20 protein-coding genes and 2 riboswitches are annotated in these 17,832 nt (G+C 39.0%); of the genes, 8 read left to right on the top strand and 12 right to left on the bottom strand.

Annotated features, from left to right (window positions below; genetic code table 11):
- Window positions 1-27: 27 nt before the first annotated feature.
- The 8 genes from purB to MHB79_RS03250 all read right to left on the bottom strand — a co-directional run bounded on the left by purB (window position 28) and on the right by MHB79_RS03250 (window position 7,856).
- Window positions 28-1,323: an adenylosuccinate lyase gene (gene purB, locus MHB79_RS03285; RefSeq protein ID WP_003213884.1), complete on the bottom strand. Its 1,296-nt coding sequence runs from the start codon at window positions 1,321-1,323 to the stop codon at window positions 28-30.
- Window positions 1,320-2,462: a 5-(carboxyamino)imidazole ribonucleotide synthase gene (gene purK / locus MHB79_RS03280; RefSeq protein ID WP_113386793.1), complete on the bottom strand. Its 1,143-nt coding sequence runs from the start codon at window positions 2,460-2,462 to the stop codon at window positions 1,320-1,322. Before purK ends, purB begins: the two co-directional genes overlap by 4 nt.
- Window positions 2,455-2,943: a 5-(carboxyamino)imidazole ribonucleotide mutase gene (purE, locus tag MHB79_RS03275; protein WP_050945777.1), complete on the bottom strand. Its 489-nt coding sequence runs from the start codon at window positions 2,941-2,943 to the stop codon at window positions 2,455-2,457. The genes purK and purE overlap by 8 nt, the downstream gene beginning before the upstream one ends.
- 169 nt (window positions 2,944-3,112) lie before the next feature.
- Window positions 3,113-3,214, bottom strand: a riboswitch (purine riboswitch).
- Window positions 3,215-3,293: 79 nt separating this feature from the next.
- Entirely contained in the window at window positions 3,294-3,494 is a 201-nt protein-coding gene (locus MHB79_RS03270) for an NETI motif-containing protein (RefSeq protein ID WP_340988983.1), read from the bottom strand.
- Complete coding sequence (locus MHB79_RS03265; protein ID WP_024424505.1) at window positions 3,491-4,045, bottom strand: DUF2179 domain-containing protein; 555 nt, start codon at window positions 4,043-4,045, stop codon at window positions 3,491-3,493. The genes MHB79_RS03270 and MHB79_RS03265 overlap by 4 nt, the downstream gene beginning before the upstream one ends.
- A gap of 206 nt (window positions 4,046-4,251) precedes the next feature.
- The gene (locus tag MHB79_RS03260) at window positions 4,252-5,052 is read right to left on the bottom strand and encodes a hypothetical protein (protein WP_251191434.1); all 801 of its coding nucleotides are present in this window, start codon (window positions 5,050-5,052) and stop codon (window positions 4,252-4,254) included.
- A gap of 219 nt (window positions 5,053-5,271) precedes the next feature.
- Window positions 5,272-6,597, bottom strand: coding sequence for an NCS2 family permease (locus MHB79_RS03255; protein WP_340865668.1), 1,326 nt, complete (start codon window positions 6,595-6,597; stop codon window positions 5,272-5,274).
- 144 nt (window positions 6,598-6,741) lie between these two features.
- Window positions 6,742-6,843, bottom strand: a riboswitch (purine riboswitch).
- 134 nt (window positions 6,844-6,977) lie between these two features.
- Window positions 6,978-7,856, bottom strand: a complete 879-nt coding sequence (locus MHB79_RS03250; RefSeq protein WP_340988980.1) for a LysR family transcriptional regulator — start codon at window positions 7,854-7,856, stop codon at window positions 6,978-6,980.
- Between the two features lie 101 nt (window positions 7,857-7,957).
- On the opposite strand from MHB79_RS03250, the gene MHB79_RS03245 reads away from it, so the two are divergent.
- A complete protein-coding gene (locus MHB79_RS03245; protein ID WP_340988978.1) occupies window positions 7,958-9,145 on the top strand; it encodes an MFS transporter in 1,188 nt (395 codons plus the stop codon).
- Window positions 9,146-9,163: 18 nt separating this feature from the next.
- Here MHB79_RS03245 and MHB79_RS03240 read toward each other — a convergent pair whose 3' ends face one another.
- Complete coding sequence (locus tag MHB79_RS03240) at window positions 9,164-10,609, bottom strand: DUF4179 domain-containing protein (protein WP_340988977.1); 1,446 nt, start codon at window positions 10,607-10,609, stop codon at window positions 9,164-9,166.
- Window positions 10,578-11,123 (bottom strand): sigma-70 family RNA polymerase sigma factor, encoded by a 546-nt coding sequence (locus MHB79_RS03235; protein WP_340988976.1) that lies wholly within the window; start codon window positions 11,121-11,123, stop codon window positions 10,578-10,580. Before MHB79_RS03235 ends, MHB79_RS03240 begins: the two co-directional genes overlap by 32 nt.
- Before the next feature lie 179 nt (window positions 11,124-11,302).
- On the opposite strand from MHB79_RS03235, the gene MHB79_RS03230 reads away from it, so the two are divergent.
- From MHB79_RS03230 to MHB79_RS03210, 5 genes are all read left to right on the top strand, one after another.
- Entirely contained in the window at window positions 11,303-11,488 is a 186-nt protein-coding gene (locus tag MHB79_RS03230; protein WP_310427694.1) for a Fe3+ hydroxamate ABC transporter substrate-binding protein, read from the top strand.
- 4 nt (window positions 11,489-11,492) lie between these two features.
- Entirely contained in the window at window positions 11,493-12,053 is a 561-nt protein-coding gene (locus tag MHB79_RS03225) for a GNAT family N-acetyltransferase (RefSeq protein WP_310427691.1), read from the top strand.
- A 5-nt stretch (window positions 12,054-12,058) separates the two neighbouring features.
- Window positions 12,059-12,511: a LytTR family DNA-binding domain-containing protein gene (locus tag MHB79_RS03220; protein WP_310427689.1), complete on the top strand. Its 453-nt coding sequence runs from the start codon at window positions 12,059-12,061 to the stop codon at window positions 12,509-12,511.
- Between the two features lie 5 nt (window positions 12,512-12,516).
- A complete protein-coding gene (locus tag MHB79_RS03215) occupies window positions 12,517-12,927 on the top strand; it encodes a hypothetical protein (RefSeq protein ID WP_310427687.1) in 411 nt (136 codons plus the stop codon).
- A 97-nt stretch (window positions 12,928-13,024) separates the two neighbouring features.
- Window positions 13,025-13,699: a CPBP family intramembrane glutamic endopeptidase gene (locus MHB79_RS03210; RefSeq protein WP_310427685.1), complete on the top strand. Its 675-nt coding sequence runs from the start codon at window positions 13,025-13,027 to the stop codon at window positions 13,697-13,699.
- A 228-nt stretch (window positions 13,700-13,927) separates the two neighbouring features.
- On the opposite strand, the gene MHB79_RS03205 is transcribed toward MHB79_RS03210, so the two are convergent.
- Complete coding sequence (locus tag MHB79_RS03205; protein ID WP_310427683.1) at window positions 13,928-14,587, bottom strand: hypothetical protein; 660 nt, start codon at window positions 14,585-14,587, stop codon at window positions 13,928-13,930.
- 336 nt (window positions 14,588-14,923) lie between these two features.
- Window positions 14,924-15,394: a hypothetical protein gene (locus tag MHB79_RS03200; protein ID WP_310427681.1), complete on the bottom strand. Its 471-nt coding sequence runs from the start codon at window positions 15,392-15,394 to the stop codon at window positions 14,924-14,926.
- Window positions 15,395-15,643: 249 nt separating this feature from the next.
- On the opposite strand from MHB79_RS03200, the gene MHB79_RS03195 reads away from it, so the two are divergent.
- A complete protein-coding gene (locus tag MHB79_RS03195; RefSeq protein WP_340988969.1) occupies window positions 15,644-15,802 on the top strand; it encodes a helix-turn-helix domain-containing protein in 159 nt (52 codons plus the stop codon).
- 743 nt (window positions 15,803-16,545) lie between these two features.
- Window positions 16,546-17,829 (top strand): GntP family permease, encoded by a 1,284-nt coding sequence (locus MHB79_RS03190; protein ID WP_340988968.1) that lies wholly within the window; start codon window positions 16,546-16,548, stop codon window positions 17,827-17,829.
- Window positions 17,830-17,832: the final 3 nt, after the last annotated feature.

The following is a 17,832-nucleotide window of genomic DNA, read 5'->3' as shown; positions in this document are numbered from 1 at the left end:
GCACCTGACAAGCAGGTGGCCCTTTTCTTACGCAAGACCTAGACGTTCGAAAATCATATCGACATTTTTCAAGTGATAGTTGTAATCGAAGCAGTCAGCGATTTGTTCAGGTGTTAAGCGTGATGTGATTTTTTCTTCCGCTTCTACTAATGAACGGAAATGCACTTGCTTTTCCCACGCTTCCATTGCCTTCGGCTGAACCGTATCATATGCCTCTTCACGTGCCATGCCTGTATCGATTAATGCAAGAAGAACGCGCTGTGAGTAAATCAAGCCAAGTGTGCGGTCCATGTTGCGTTTCATGTTCTCAGGGAAGACCGTCAAGTTTTTCACAATGTTTGAGAAACGGTTTAGCATATAGTTCAGTGCAATCGTTGCGTCTGGTAAAATGATGCGCTCAGCAGACGAATGAGAAATATCACGCTCATGCCAAAGTGGTACATTCTCATAAGCTGTCAGCATATATCCACGGATGACGCGGGCAATTCCCGTCATATTTTCAGAGCCGATTGGGTTGCGTTTATGCGGCATTGCTGATGATCCTTTTTGTCCTTTTGCAAAGAACTCTTCTACTTCACGTGTTTCACTCTTTTGAAGTCCACGAATTTCAACAGCAAATTTCTCAATGCTTGTTGCGACGAGTGCAAGAGTTGCCATGTAATCTGCATGACGATCACGCTGCAAGGTTTGGGTGGAGATTGGTGCAGCTTTGATGCCAAGCTTCTCACATACATATTGCTCAACAAACGGGTCGATGTTCGCATATGTGCCAACAGCTCCAGAAATTTTACCGTATTCGATGCCAGCTTTTGCTTGTTTAAAACGTTCTAGGTTACGCTTCATTTCTTCGTACCAAAGACCAAGCTTCAGGCCAAATGTTGTCGGTTCAGCGTGTACACCGTGTGTACGGCCCATCATGACGGTATATTTGTGCTCTTTTGCTTTTTCTTTTAGGATGTCAACAAATCTCTCAATGTCCTTGAGCAAGATATCGTTCGCCTGCTTTAATAGATATGAAAGCGCCGTATCCACTACGTCTGTAGAGGTTAACCCGTAATGAACCCACTTTCTTTCTTCTCCTAGAGATTCAGATACAGCACGCGTAAAGGCAACCACGTCATGGCGCGTGTCTTGTTCAATCTCTAGAATACGATCAATATCAAAGCTTGCATTCTTGCGCATGGTCACAACGTCTTCTTTTGGAATAACGCCGAGCTCTGCCCAAGCTTCACAAGCGAGAATTTCTACTTCAAGCCATGCATTAAATTTGTTTTCCTCTGTCCAGATTGCTGACATTTCTGGTCGTGCGTAACGTTCGATCATTTCCCGTTTCCTCCATCTCTTTCAGTCCATATCTTTGTGATGTTTGTCATCCATTCATCATCAAGCTGTTTCATAAAAGTCATATGACCCATTTTGCGGCCGGTTTTTACTTCATGCTTTCCATATAGATAAAGCTTCGCTTCTTTGAGAAGCTCAGGATGCTCTTTTGGGATGTCTACTTCATCGCCTAATAAGTTCACCATCATGCCCTCTGATAAAAGGGCTGTACCGCCAAGCGGCAAACCGCATATCGCGCGAATATGCTGTTCAAACTGACTCGTCTCACATAAATCGAGCGTATAATGACCAGAATTATGCGGGCGAGGCGCCAGTTCATTGACGAGTAGCTCTCCTTCGTTTGTCAGGAACAGTTCTACAGCAAGTGTACCAACTAGCGCTAGCTTTTCAGCCAGTGTCGTTGCCAGCACTTTTGCCTTTTCCTGAATGCTTTCACCTACTCTTGCAGGCACAATACTCTGGAACAAAATGTTGTGCTTATGAATGTTCTCAGCGACTGGAAATACCGCAATCTCCCCGTGAATAGAACGAGTGACGATCACCGAGAGCTCCATTTGAAATGGGACCCAGCTTTCTAAAATACATGCTCCATGTGTGAGCAATTCAGCTGCTTCGTGAAGCTGTCCCTTTTCCTTGATCACATACTGCCCTTTTCCGTCGTAGCCGCCTCTGCATGTTTTCAGCACGGCTGGCAAACCAAGTACGGTTACTGCGTCTTCCAGCTCTTTTTCATCATGAATGATGCGGTAAGGTGCGACTTCACAGCCTGCATCTACAATCCCTTTTTTCTCCGTTTCACGATTTTGAGTTAAAAGAAGAAGTTCACTTCCTTGCGGTAAATTGGCTTCTTCCTTCAATTGATTAAGTGCATCATAATCAATATTTTCAAATTCATATGTCACGACATCGCTGATTTCTGCGAGCTGTCGAATCCCATCGAGGTCACTATAAGCAGCTGTGATTTCTATATCAGCAACCTGTCCACAAGGAGATTGTGCGACTGGGTCTAAGACAGCTGCCCGGTATCCCATTTGCTTTGCGCTGACGGCCATATATCTGCCAAGCTGTCCTCCGCCGATAATACCGATGGTTGCGTTTGGAAAAATGGTCTGCTTAGCCAAGCTGATCACTGCTTTCTAGTACAGTCTGTTTTGTTTGCTCTCTTCTTTCCTCAAGGCGAGCAGCGATTGTTTCATCAAATGCTGAAATCATTTGTGCAGCTAGAAGCCCTGCATTTGTTGCACCAGCTTTGCCAATCGCCACTGTCGCAACTGGTACACCGCCTGGCATTTGAACGATGGATAATAAGGAATCCAGTCCATTTAGTGCTTTTGATTGTACGGGCACACCAATGACCGGCAGTGTCGTTTTCGCTGCGACCATCCCCGGTAAATGTGCTGCGCCTCCAGCACCGGCAATGATGACTTTTAGTCCTTTACCTCTTGCTTCTGTCGCATATTCAAACATCAAGTCAGGTGTCCGGTGTGCGGATACTACCTGTTTTTCATACGGAATGTCTAATTCCTCTAAGATATCGCACGCATTCTTCATTGTTTCCCAATCAGATGTACTTCCCATGATGACACCTACAAGCGGCTTCATTTTGTCCCCACCTTTAAGCTGATATTCGATTTTGTATCGTTTGACACGCTTCTCAAACCTAAGCAGCTTGTCAAACGCCGAACAAAAAGGCCCGATTTGCATTGCATTGTTAGGAAGCAACACAAACCGAGCCATGGTAAGCGCTGTTCGCTTTTGAAACGCCATGTCAGTTTTGTTCACTATCCTGCATAGTCCAGTCATTTACGGTAACTGGGTAGAAACTTATGGGCCATATTCCCAAGATTATATGAGGTTCGTGTTTTGAATTCATGTTTATCTTAACAACGGATGTTCATGATGTCAACGGATTTATCGAACAATCTATGAAGTCGTCGTTTTAATGTTCGGATTTAGACTGTTTTTCCTTCAAATACGATTTTTTTCCCAATCGGAATGATCTGAATCGACCCATTTTCCTTCTTTTCCTGAAAAATGGGCTCCTCAATTCGTCGGACAGGCGCGTAGCCTTCCGCTGCCATCTGGGACAACACTTGATCGATCGTCATGTCGTCTTCCACATAGAATTTCTTCTTCTTTGGTTTTGCGGTCATTCTTTAATTCTCCTTTTCTTCACAGCCTTCACCCAGAAGCCGCCGTGAATCGATTTGGGCTCATATGAAATGATAAATGCCTTTGAATCCAGCGTTTTAATCGTTTCATATAATTGCAGTTCATATTTTCTCGGTGTTAAAATTTGCAATGCTGTCCGGTCTCCTTCAAGACCGCCTGCTACCCAGCTGGTGACACCATATCCTTTTTCTCTCAATTGCCTTGGGAGATCGACATCTAATTCTTTTGTGATCACGTTAACAGTTGTGTAGCCAAGTGCCAGCTTCTCTTCAATTTTCATCCCGACAATGATCCCCATCCCATAACCTAACGCATACGCAATGACATTTTGGATTTGATCTAAGTTATCAAGTACGATACTTAATCCAATCACATAAATCAGCATTTCAATCGTACCAGCAAAAGCTGCTGCGTACCGTCTGCCTTTCATTGTTAAAATCAAACGCATGGTGGAAAATGAAACATAGACAATATTAATCACTAAAATGATCAAAACCATGGTGAACGCATTGGATAAAAGTTGTTGAAGCACGATTCGAACCCCCTGCACTAAAAAATCAAATAAAGCACCCCATATTCTACTAGAGAACATACCTTGATACAATCAAATTTGCGCGAGAAAAACACATATATCTTTCGACAAGAACGGTGGTCTTTGTTACCAAGAGTTTACCCGTTTTTTCCTCTTCTCAACATGAAAACCTCCTTTTTTGAAAAAGGAGGTTTTCAGTGTGTGTATTATCCAAATCGAACAGGCACAAGTGAAGGAATCAAATACTCTCCGACAATGCCCCAGAGCAGTGCAATGATGACAAGCTCCACCAATAAAAAGATCCAGCCAGCATACATCAAATCACCGCGCACCGCTTCATGCTCCGATTGAATCGAGCGAAACAGCACGACCGCAATCAACTGGAGACCAAAAAACATCATCACAGATAAAATGACCGTCACATATGGAATATTCAGCATGGCAAATACAAGCCAAAGGATGGATAAAACCAAAACCGGTACAAGTGCGGCACCAAACTTCATGATCACTTCTTTCAGTGATATGTTTCCTTTTAGCATGTACTTACCGAGTAACCAGACGGTCAGCATCATCAATGTGAGCAGAATGAGTGTAAAGACCGCTACCCTCAAAAAGGCGTCACCAAAAGAGTAATGAATGCCAAAGCCTAATAAACGAGTCTTTGACGCCTTTAATTGAACATAGTTGCCTAAAGCAAAAAACACGCTGAATAACACAATCGAGATCCAGGCATACTTCATCCGTAATGTTTCCGCTTGATTGATGGCCCGGCTCGGTGATTTTAACATCGCAAGTCCATATGAGCCATAGCGCTTAAACGCGCCTCCTACACCTTGCAGCATACGCTGAATGGCAGAACGCTCATCATCCGCTGCTGCTTTTACTTTCGACGTTCTTCCACGTTTTGCAGCGCTTCTGCTAAGGCGGGATTGCCTCGTTTCTTGATCTATTGATGGCTCTTCATTTTTTACGTCTGATGTACTTTGCTCTTCATCTTTTTCTAACATCTCATATCAACTCCTATCCAGCACAATCCTTACAGGCTCATACGAATGACCTGTAAGGATGACTCCTCTTAAAGTAGCGGAGTCTCTCTGTTCAGTCAAGATTCCTTGACGTTCATACGAATAGACGGCTAAAGGGCATCAGAGGTTTTAAAATGGCAAGAAAATTAGGGCAAAACAAAAAAACAGCAGCTTCCATGAGCTGCTGTTTCAGGCGAACCATTAATGATTTAAGAAAGCAAAGTAGAGAATAAAGATCACAAACAAACCGTACATAATCGGATGTACTTCTTTGGCTTTCCCTTTAAAGATCATCGTAATCGGGTAGAAAATAAAGCCAACCGCAATCCCTGTTGCAATACTGTATGTGAGTGGCATCATAATCATCGTTAAGAATGCTGGTACGGCAATTTCAAAACGATCCCATGCAATCTTCGCAAGTGGAGCGACCATCAGTGCACCAACAATAATTAAAGCAGGTGCTGTCACATTCGGTGTAACGATGGATAAAAGCGGCGAGAAGAACATCGCAAGCAAGAAGAAAATACCTGTCACGACAGCTGCAAAGCCTGAACGCGCACCAGCAGCAACACCTGAGCTAGATTCAACATAAGATGTTGTCGTCGATGTTCCAAGGACAGAACCTACAACGATTGAAGATGAATCCGCTAGAAGTGCTCTTCCTGCACGCGGCAGCTCATTATTTTTCATTAAACCAGCTTGGGTTGCAACAGCCACAAGCGTTCCTGCTGTATCAAAGAACCCAACGAATAAGAACGTTAAAATCACGGCAAGCATTTGAATCGAGAAAATGTCTGGCAAGTGAATCAAGGCTTGTCCAAAGGTTGGAGATAAGCTTGGAATACTTCCCACAATTTGCGTCGGAACTGGTATAAGACCAACAATCATTCCTGCAATAGCTGTCACAAGCATCCCAATGAAGACACCTGCATTCACTCGAAGAACCATTAAAATGACAGTCACCACGATACCAAACACCGTTAATAAGACAGGACCACTATGAATGTTCCCAATGGAAACGAGCGTATTATCATTATTAGCGATAATGCCAGATCCTTGCAGACCGACAAATGTAATGAATAGACCAATACCTGCACCAACCGCAAGCTTTAGCTCAGCCGGAATGGCATTGATGATTTTTTCACGGAAACCTGTTAAAGAAAGGGCAACGAAAATCAATCCTGAAACAAATACACCAGAAAGTGCTGCTTCCCATGTGATGCCCATGCCAAGAACAACCGAGAAGGCGAAAAAGGCATTCAAGCCCATACCTGGAGCAATCGCAATCGGATACCTGGCAATCAGCCCCATCAGAATACACCCTGCGGCAGAGGCTAACGCCGTCGCAGTAAAGACAGCGCCCTGATCAATTCGTAATTTATCTGGAAAATCCGGTACCGACACTAAAGCAAGTGTGATCGGATTGACAAACAAAATGTAAGCCATCGACAAAAATGTGGTTAAACCACCGATGATTTCTCTGCGGTAATTCGTTCCTAACTCATCAAATTGAAAAAACTGTTTCAAGCCAACTGACTCCCTTCATGTCCTTTTGCTTTAGTCTGCCCCATTCACAAGTCAAATAAAAAACGCCCCAACAGTTTTGGGACGCTTGACTACATATGTGAATTCAGACGGTGACATAAAACAAGAACAATGCATGATTTATATCAAACGAGTGTGAATTGACGTAGTCAAGCTATTTACGGTAGCTTGGTAGAAACTTGCGGGCCATATCCCCGCTATTATACGACTTCTATCTATTTGATTTCTGTGTCTATTGTACCAACTTCATTTTTAAAACACAATACGAAAAGCGAACATTTTTCAAAGAAATGTCCGCTTCATTCGTCTTATTACACGAATTTGGAAAATCGCATCTAGTTCTTTATACACCCTTCTCCAAATCAATTCTCTTTTGCAAAAACTGCCTCGGCTACATGAAAAAACTCTTTCACTGCCGGAGAAGCTTGGGAGAGAGACGGACAGGCGAGCGCAACCTCACGATGATGAGAGACATTCAACTGACGAATGTGCACAAGCTGCTGCGTTTTCAAAAACAACTCAGGACCTATCGTGACACCAAGTCCTTCCCCAACCATACGAGCAATGGTCGTACAATCGTGTACTTCAAATAAAGTAGCTGGCTTCAATTGAGCCTCAGAAAAAATATCCTCTACATGTGATTGATACATGCCAGTCGGCATAATAAATGGTTCATCCGCCAAATCTGTGATGTCTACAATGGACTGCTGGTGAAAACGATGATTTGGATGATAGGCAACCACCATCTCATCTTTGATCAGCGGCAGCATGTCAAAGGCTTCATCTGCATGGCCTTTCACAACAAATCCAACATCAATGATGCCAGAATCTAGCCACTCCAATATTTCTTCATACGTTCCCTCATAGAATTTAAATTCGATTTTTGGATGTTTTTTCTGATAGCTCACAAGCAGTTTAGGCAATAAACAAGCAGATGCACTGGCAAATGTGCCGATACGAATCAAGCCCGTTTCTATATTTTTTGTGAGCGCAATTTCCTGCTGGATCTTCCCCACTCTATTTAACACTTCTCTAATATGCGGGAGAAGCGTTTGACCGATATCTGTCAGCATGATGCCCTTTTTTCGATCACGAATGAATAAAGACACACCCCACTCCGTTTCTAAACTCGCCACCGCATGACTCACTGCGGACTGCGTCATATTTAATGCTTCAGCTGCTGCGGTAAAACTGCCAAGCTCGACCACTTTTGCGATGATATCAAAGCGAACAAAGCTCATGAGTATTCACTCATCTCCTTCATGAAAAACATCAATTTTACTTATGTTAGCACGGAATTTAAACTAAAAACAACGTATCAAATTGAAGGAAGGGTTCAAAAATGAAAAACACATCACATCAGCTATTGATTATTCTTTTAGCTGTCGGTTCATTCGTCACAGGCACGTCAGAATTCGTCGTGTCAGGCATTCTAGATATGATTTCTGTTGATTTAAATATCTCTATTCCTGCTGCCGGGCAGCTTATCACCATTTACTCTCTCTTTTATGCAGTAGGTGCTCTCTTTTTAGTGATGGCAACATCGAAATTGAACCGAAAAAAGGTTCTGTTATCGGCTATTTTTGTGTTTATTTTAGGCAATGTGGTCGCCTTTTTTAGCCATCACTTTGTGCTGCTCCTGCTATCCCGAGTCATCATGGCGATGAGTGGCGGCTTATATATTGTCGTCGCCACAAATTATGCAGCGCAGATCGCCCCTCCAGAAAAAAAGGGGAGCGCGATGGCAACGGTCATTACTGGTTTTACCGTTTCACTCGTACTTGGTGTCCCTATTGGCACATTTTTATCAGGTCATGTGGATTGGCACTATATTTTTCTCATCATTGCGCTAGGTACTGCTTGTCTTTTATTACTGCTTTATCAATTACTGCCACGCATGGAGGGACATTCACATCTGCCATTGAAGCAGCAATTACATCTCCTTCAAGATAGCAGAGTGATCAGCGGCTTAGCCACAACCGTCTTTTGGATTTTAGGCTACACAATGGTATTCGCTTATATCTCACCTTTATTACGACAGACCGCTGGCTTCTCTCTTGAAATGACAAGTATCGCCTTACTCATTTTAGGAATCGCTGCTTTTATAGGCTCACGATTTGGCGGCTTTGCCGTTGATCAATGGGGACCAAACCGAACCATCTCGATCAGCATCATGATCCAGATGCTCGCTCTCTTTGCTTTATTCTTTACGCAATTCTCTACAATAAGTATCTTGATTACGCTTGCCATATGGGGCATCGCTACATGGACGACAACTCCAGCGAAGCAGTTTTACCTCATCTCTCTAAAACCCCAAGCATCAGAAACCGTGCTGAGTTTTAATACAGCGATTATGAATATCGGCATGATGCTCGGATCGTCAATGGGCGGTGTGATTATACAATATACAAATGTCACGAACTTAAGCTGGATTGGCGGTTTAGCCAGTTTTGTCGCATTCATGTTGATTCGGTACTCGTTCCAGCGTAATCGGCTGGTCCAAAAGCAGACAAAAAGCGAACATGTATAACCATGTTCGCTCTTTTATTTATTGACTAGCTTTTGATGTTTCTTTTTTGACTGGAATGGTTACCTTTATTTCTTTGTGCGGTGCCAACATATTCAGTTCTGACAAATCAAGATAAAGCCCATATTCTTTAAAAGAAAAATGGTTTAATGATAAAGTCTCTAGATTCTTATCATCAAGTTCAAAGGTGGATTGCATGGAAGCTGTCTTTAAATTCGTCATCTTCGCATGGTTCCCCTTCAAGTAATATCCGCTTTCATAGTCTGCTTGTGGATCGGGCCATGATTTCATCTTTTCAACATCGCCTAATCCAATGAATTCACCTATATTCTCCATCACATCCTGATCTAATTCTTTTTGATCTACTCCAGTAAATTGATAATCAACAATCACAGAACGGTCTTTTTGCTCTATCTTATTGATTTTGATTCCGATGCCATGGTGTTTTGTTTTGAACTGAACAGGCAGCTTTGTCTGAAGAGGAATAATGTGGCTGTATTCTCGTTCGTTTCTCACATCCGTGTAAAATGTCAATTCAGTCGCCTTTGGATTAATCGGTTGATTCAAAATCGTCAAATGATCTTTTCTAGTTTTGTCAGAAGTCAGTTGTTTTTTTCTTAAAACGGTTCCAATCTCAAGCTCATACTCATTCCCTAAATTATCCTTCATTCCATCAATACTAACTCTATCATCTTTGGCAAAACCATTGTAATCAATGGCATATTGAATAGCAGAGCCCTTCACTCCATTTTCCACCTTTACGTTTCTTATTTGATAACGTCCATTTAAAATAGACACGTCTTTTTGCCCCGCTAATAAAGTGGTTTTTTGCTTGACCACAGGTAACTTGAAGCGCCAATTTCCTACAATATCCCCAATCTTCGAAATAACAAGCGGTACTTGCTGACCTTGTTTGATCGTTTGTCCATTTGTATAGACTTCCGTCTGCCCAACATAGCGGCCATCTTTTAATTTTTTCAACTCTGTTTTATCATAATTCAGTTGAAAGTTTCCATCGATTTTTTTTGGATTCACACTAAACGATACAACATCTTCTTTAGTATGGAGGTTCTCCACAATAAACGTATAAACAAGTCGCCCGGCATCATAGTACACACTGTTTACTTTCACAGTAACCCCTCTTGATTCAGCCCCCTCATTGACATGCTTCACCAAATCACTCTGAAAAAGAGACATTCCTACTTTATCGTGAAACATCATATAAAACTGTCCAATAATCGGGACACGTGCCATCGCTGTATTAAGAGAAGGAAAAAGGAAGCCTGATGACAAATAAAGGACGATCAGTACGATGACAGAGTATATTGGTGTTCTCCAATTCCATGTGAACCAACGTCTTTTCTTTTCCGCTTTCACATCTCCTATTGCTTGGCGAATTGCAGAGGTTACTTCAACCTTTGGTACTTCAATCTCATCATAAAGCTTTTTCATTTCTTTTCGTTCCATCGACACTCTCCTCCTTTTCCAACGTTTGCTTTAATAACTTTCTTGCTCGATACAAATGAGTTTTGACCGTTCCTTCAGGCATGCCCATCTGCTGAGAAATCATTGAAATCGAATAATCTTGAAAATAAAATAGCTGAATCACAATCTGGTATTGCTCGTCTAACACATCAAGTGCATGTTTTAAATCTAACTTGTCTTCCAAAAAATCATTCCGCTGAACGCTTTCGTGCTGCTGTTCAAACGGAACAACATCTTGCTGCTTTTTCTTCATCGCAAAAATCGTATGAATCAAAATCCGCGTCAGCCAGCTAGAAAAATAAGCTGGTTCTTTCAAGCCAGATAGATGCTTAAACACTTTAAATACCGTCTCCTGAACAGCATCTAACGAATCCTCTTTATTTCTTGTGTAGAGAAAAGCCGTTTTATATAAACGCTCCTGATACATCAGCATTAATTTCTCAAATGCCGGGACATTCCCTTTTTGTGCTTTTTTAATTAGACGCACTTGCTTCATCTCATTCACACCTCCTACACCTGTTAGAGCAAGCTTTCTCTCAAACGGTTTCAACAAACGGAAATTTCTTTTACTTAGCATATGTCGGATAAAAATTGAGAAAGTGAAGAATAGAGTCGAAAGAACAAGTTGGATATTTGATATAATGGAAGAAATATCTACAAAAAGGAGTATGTCGATTGTTTCGATTCGAAGAACCCACGTGTGCTAGCTGTAAGAAAAAGATAGAAGGAAACGAAGAAGTGTACGTCAAGCTGGTCTATCCAAAGAGAAAAGGAATGACAGAGGTGAAGGCTTGGCTGAGGAATGAAGGGGTTTTTTATTGTCAGGCATGTACAGAACAAAAGTCATCGCATGGAGGATAATCAAATGAAAAAAATCAACTTTCCACAATCATTTCCAACCATACATACCGAAAGACTAATCTTAAAACAAGCAACGATCGAAGACGCTGAGGATATGCATATCTATTTATCCAATGAAACCGTGTGCCGCTATATGAGCATTGATGCTCATGAATCCATCGAAGACACAAAAGGAGAAATCAAGTGGTATGACAATATCTTCAAAGAACAAACAGGCATCCGGTGGGGCATTTCTTTAAAAGAAGATCCTGCGATCATCGGCAGCTGCGGCTTTCTCAATCTAGAAAAACAGCACTACCGTACCGAAATTGGCTATGAATTACACCACAATCATTGGAGAAAAGGCATCATGAAGGAAGCGATTGCTGCGGTGTTACGATATGGATTTCAGGAGATGAACCTGAACCGGATTGAAGCCATCATTGATCCAGCAAACACGTCCTCTGTTCAATTATTGGAGAAGATTGACTTTGTACGAGAGGGTTTATTGAGAGAGTATGATCTTGGTCAGGATGGGTTTGATGATGTGTATATGTATGCGATTTTGAAGAGGGATTACGAATAAAACAAATGAAAACAGATATTCATTTCATTCAAAAGCCGCAATCAGAATATGTTTCTTTTCACATTTATGAGCTTAATTCGACGATTGAAAAGCTTGTCCAGCAAGTGGAGCAATCAGCCCCCTTCTTCCTAGCGAAAGATCCTGAGAAAGAAAACACGAAAAAGATTTATTATTACGACATCTTATATATAGAAAGCGTCGATAAAAGATCGTTTTTGTATACGACAGATGGGGTGTTTCTCATAAAAGAAAAGTTATTTGAACTCGAAGAGCAACTTGAGGCGCATGATTATTTGAGGGTATCTAAATCGATGATTCTTAATATTGATCAGATCGCCGCTATTTCTCCTAAAACGAGTGGCCGTTTTGAAGCAAGCCTTATGAATGGAGAAAAGGTAATGATTTCACGCTTTTATATTCAAAAATTAAAAGAGAAGCTTGGATTACGGAGGAAGTGAACAGGATGAGACGTTACATCATAAACCTTTTGATCACATTTTGTATGATCTTTACTGCCCTCGTGTTGATTTACTGTTTCACTTTTGGATCGATGCCCATCTACATTTTACAAGCGATCATTGGCAGTTCCTTTATTTCAAGCGCACTTACCTTTTTGTTGTACCCAAAACAAACGTACAGCCACAAACGGATTCTTTTTCAACAAATCTTATATATCGTCCTTGTGATGTGTATGATTATGACAACCATCATCATCGTCAGCGGTGAAATCAGTCTCCTTTCGTTCATCGTGAATTTCCTTGTGGTCATGGCTTTATTCTTTTTGATCAAGTATCTATTGTATAAAAAAGATCAAGCTACCGCTGCGGAAATTAATGAGATGTTACATCAAAGAAAGAACCCAACATCATCATAATGTGCATCTTAGGGTCGAAAATCTACATGTTAGGGAGATTTATTTGAAGCTCCTCATTGATTCCACTACTCTGACGTTATAGAGGAGGAATCAATCAATGAAACCTATTACAATCATTCGAAACGTCATTTTTTTACTGCTGTTTTCTTTAATCATCCCAACGAGTGCAGGTGTTTATATATCCATCAAAGAAGTAACTGATCCACTTCAAATCTATATCGTCAATGGCTGTGCGATGCTGGCTGGGTGTCTTTTACTTCTATTCATTATTCAAAAAAGTCGTTTTCACTTGAAAGAAATAGGTTTTCGAAAAGGGTCTCTTGGTATGTGGATATTTCCGATCCTTATCATCGAGGCCATTCCATTTATTGCTGGATTAAATAAGGATCTAACCCTTTCTTCCTTTATAGCACTTTGTTTCTTCATGGTGTGTGTCGGTCTGTTTGAAGAAGGAATCTTTCGAGGCATCCTGTTTCAATATTTAAAACAGATCAATCTGAGTACCGCCATCTGGGGATCTGCCGTACTATTCGGCCTTGGTCATTCTGCTAATCTACTAAGCGGAAAAAGCCTCACATTAACAGTGGCACAAATCATATTCGCCTTTTTATTTGGATTCGTTGCAGCTGAAATTGTGGATCAAATGACAAGTGGGCAAACGCCTAAGGCAATGCAAATGCTTTTGCTCTCGGTTCAATGTGTCATTCTACTTGTGCTTGCGGTGGTGTTGTGGAGAAGATTAAGAATGAACATATTCGGAACTGCTAGATGAGGCGACTGAAAGATGGGTAATTCGAATGTTAGGCATTTGTTATTTCAAAACCCCTTTTATATATGGGCACCTTAAAAACCTCTACTCTAAAAGAGGTGGGGCATTATCATGTGTGCAAAATTCGACACTGCACCGTCACAGTGTATCGCCCCTTAAGGTCTAACGATCATTTTTAGAAGAGAATAAAAATCCCTATCAAGATTAATGCATTTTACATCTATTTAATAATTAATCAAAATAAGATTTAATTCCATGCTTTTGTAAAATTACATTCAATAAACTGAAATCATAATCTCTCATATTCGGATATTTTTCCTTTAATTTATTATTCATCTCTTTCAAAGTCGTACATTCACTTTGATCGCTTGAAATAATAGTATTAACAGCTTTAATAACACGAAATTTTGGCTCCTCATTCATATTATTATTTAGTTGAGCTCTTATGTCTGACAAAGGATACTTAATCTTATTGTTCCACCAGATCGTTAACACATCTATCGCATCTCTTAAATTCCTAGCAACAATATTTTCAGCTTCAGTTCTCTCGCCATCTACATCTACTCGTCTATCAAATTGATGTTGAAGATTATTATCAGCTACCTCACCAATTAAAGGGTTAAACAACCTTATATTAGACTTATTGATTAGTTCAAGAAAATGTTTTGCTGCATGTGAGCCACAAACAAAGACACCTTTTTTCTTTTGATCTTTTCGATCACTATAAGAAAAACAATAATATTCATTCTCTAACTGATCACCCGTACAGCTTATGTGTTCTTGTCCAGGAAGTAATTTTATTCTAGACATAATGTCTACTTTAAAAAGTCTTACTATTTCCTTTCTCCTTTCCTCACCACGACAATTAATTTTTCTACACACTTGTCCCATTTACTCACCACCCTTAAGCAATTATTTGAATTAATTACAATTAAAAAGTATATTTGATTTAGAAAGTAATCACCCTTGTAAAAGGTTTTTTTATTTATCTAAGAATTTGTTAAATACCCTATACAACGAGCACCGAACCTTTTAATTGCTGTCGAAGTAATAACTTTGTAACCCCACACTTTTCTGTGAATAATCAATAAATAAAGTGCGGACATTATCTTTTCTTGCTAAGTGATATCAATATTAATGAAATGGAATCAACGCCACCACTAAGTAATATTATGGTATCCAATTACTTATGATCATCCCTTCTAATATTAAAAATACTTTTTATTTTCATTTCAAAAGATAAAAATTCACCGACATATGCGGATTATAGTCTAATTTTTTACTAACATCAATTTTCTCTTTTAGGCGTTGCTTTTCTTTTAAAAATACCTTATCGGGAATAATTGGTGCATTTTCGTGAATTTCAATATACTCTTCTGAAAAATTTTCTACATCATCTTCATTAATTTTTTCGTGAGATAATAATGTGCTTACTCTTCTAATGAATCCAGTTAGTTGTTTACCTACATTTTCATGAGATGAGGCTCTTTCAGCAAACCTTAGATATTCTTCTAATATTGTTATTATAAAAATTACTCCAGCGCCCCCAACAATTAATTTATATTTATCATCTGTCATATATGGGAACCAAACTGCAAATGTTTTTGAGTCTGCAAAAGTAATAATGGCAATTATAGAAGATTCACTAAGAGCAAAGATATGAAGTGCATTTTTTGACATATTCGCTTTTTTACTCATACTAAAATGCATTTTGTCTATTTTGTTCATCTTTATTTTTTAATTTTTTCAAGTTCATCTCTTTGTTTTTCGCTCATTAAAATTCACTCATTGAAAAAGACTTTTATTTTCACAGTACCATTATTTGTATTATCGTCTGAAAATCTAAATCTTTTAACACTCTTGTAAAACTAATGCTTTTCATATTGACAGAGCATTTATCATTAGACCTCTCTTTCAAGATGAGATATAGATGATTCCTTTCACCGTATGTTCAAGAAAGTGATTAAGAAGTCAGTTGTGGATTATATAAGGGAACGTCGAATGACCCAAGCGGCGAAGTATTTAATTCATATGGACCAAAGGGCGATTGATATCGCATTGCAGTATCGTTTTGGTTCTCAGGAATCCTTCACTAGAGATATATGACATGTCACTCGCACGTTATCGGAGATTACTAATGAAAAAACCCTACCGAAATTCTGGTAGGTTTTTTTGTGGAGAACTGCATGTTCCAAAATGGTTTTATCTTTTTATCAAAATGTTATAACCTGATCAATCAACGTTCCCATTACATATGAAGTTATAATGCTATTCCCACTCTACGTGATTTTTAGTTTAGAGACGTTGATATAACAGCATTTGTAAGCTATAAAAATTGTTTTGGCAGAATTTTTACAGGGTTTAATTTTTAAAAGCTCGTTTTCTGGTAAAGCTAATTTAGATTTTGTTGGAATTGTATATTGAACATCACCAAGTAACCCCAAATCATCACAAAGCACATTAATTCATAAAAGTTCTTTGTATAAATAACAGACCAGACTTTCTCAAACTCTTCTTTTGTCCAATATACAACATTTTGCTTTTCCCTTTAAGAACAGTTTTGTGACTGCACTCTTGAAAATCAACACAGAAGCAAACTATGAATAGCGTGTACCCAAAAGATGAAAAGAAAAAAGTTCTAAATGACTAGAATTCAAACAATTTGATTACATTTCTAAAATATCAGAACTATCAAAAAATGAGGATGTAGCTCTATTTATAGTTTCTTTTTTGAAGTATTACGATGCTTGTACATATTTCAATCTACCTAAAAAACAAAAAAATATATTGACTAAATAATAATATATAATATACTTATTTCTAAAACAAGAAAATAATAGGAGGGGAAAATGTCTTTTTTTGGAGTTTTATTAGCGGTTATTTTATTAATAATATTGAGTTTTAAAGGTGTAAATATTGTTGTTGTTACGATAATATCTAGCTTCGTTGTGATTTTTACAAGTAATATGGATATAAATACTGTATTCTTCGGAGGTAGTAATTCCTATATGGCAGGCGCAAAGGAATTTATCGGTAATTATATGATTCTTTTTTTGTTAAGTTCTATTCTGTCAAGTTACTTTCTTGAATCTGGTGCTTCTGAACGTATAGCTGATACAATTATTGAAAAATTAGGAACAGCTAGTGGCTTTTCTATGTTAGTTGTCCTATATATTATTAGCGCTTTTTTGACATACGGAGGAATTAGCATTTTTGTAGTATTTTTTATTTTAATACCGTTGTCTTTCCCGTTGTTTAAAAAACTAAACATCCCTTGGGAAATGGTTTCGTTACCTATTTTTCTTGGAGGAGCAACGTTTACAATGACTATGTTGCCAGGGAGTCCGTCGATCCAGAATAATATTCCAATAAAATATTTAGGAACATCTGTTTTTTCAGGAGCAACAATAGGGATTATTAGTTCAATTATTTGTGTGTGTTTTTCTATTTTGTTTATGAGAAGAGAAATAGGTAAACAAGGAAATGTAGAACGGACATATCCCTCGATTTTTGAGAAAGCAAACAATCAATCAAAAACAATAAGTTTTTACACATCAATTATTCCAATAATAATATTGTTCTCAACTGTAATTCTTTTTGGATTATTTTCAGATATAAATGGAGTATATCCAGCAATGCTATTATCAATAATATATTTCATGATAGTTCATAGGGATATTGATGCTCTAAATAAAGGTGTAATAAATGCTTTGGGACCATTAATGTTTACAGCTTCGTCCATGGGGTTTGGAAGTGTTGTGGCTCAATCAGAAAGTTTCAAAGTGTTTTTCCAGTTACTTTCGGAGAATAGTAGTTCTATTGTCAGTTTAAATCTTACATCTATTTTTTTTGGAGGAATAACGGCGTCTTCTTCAAGTAGTATTGCAATTATAATGGAAAACTTCAGCTCGTATTTCTTAGATACTGGAATTCCTAAAGATGTTATTCACAGAATTACAGTAATGTCATCTGCTGTTTTAGCTAATATGCCATACTGTGGTATTGTATTTGCTGTATTTAAGATGTCTGGAATAGATCATAAGAAAGGCTTTAGACATGTATTTTTAGGATTCACTATTGCTCATATTATTTCGTTATTAGTTGCGAATATATTGGCTTATTATATTTATTAGAAG

The sequence above is a fragment of the Bacillus sp. FSL M7-0558 genome (assembly GCF_038003245.1).
GTDB classification, from domain to species: Bacteria; Bacillota; Bacilli; order Bacillales; family Bacillaceae; genus Bacillus; species Bacillus pumilus.
Note: the sequence above shows the minus strand (reverse complement) of the source record. Positions and strands in the feature narration are given on the sequence as shown.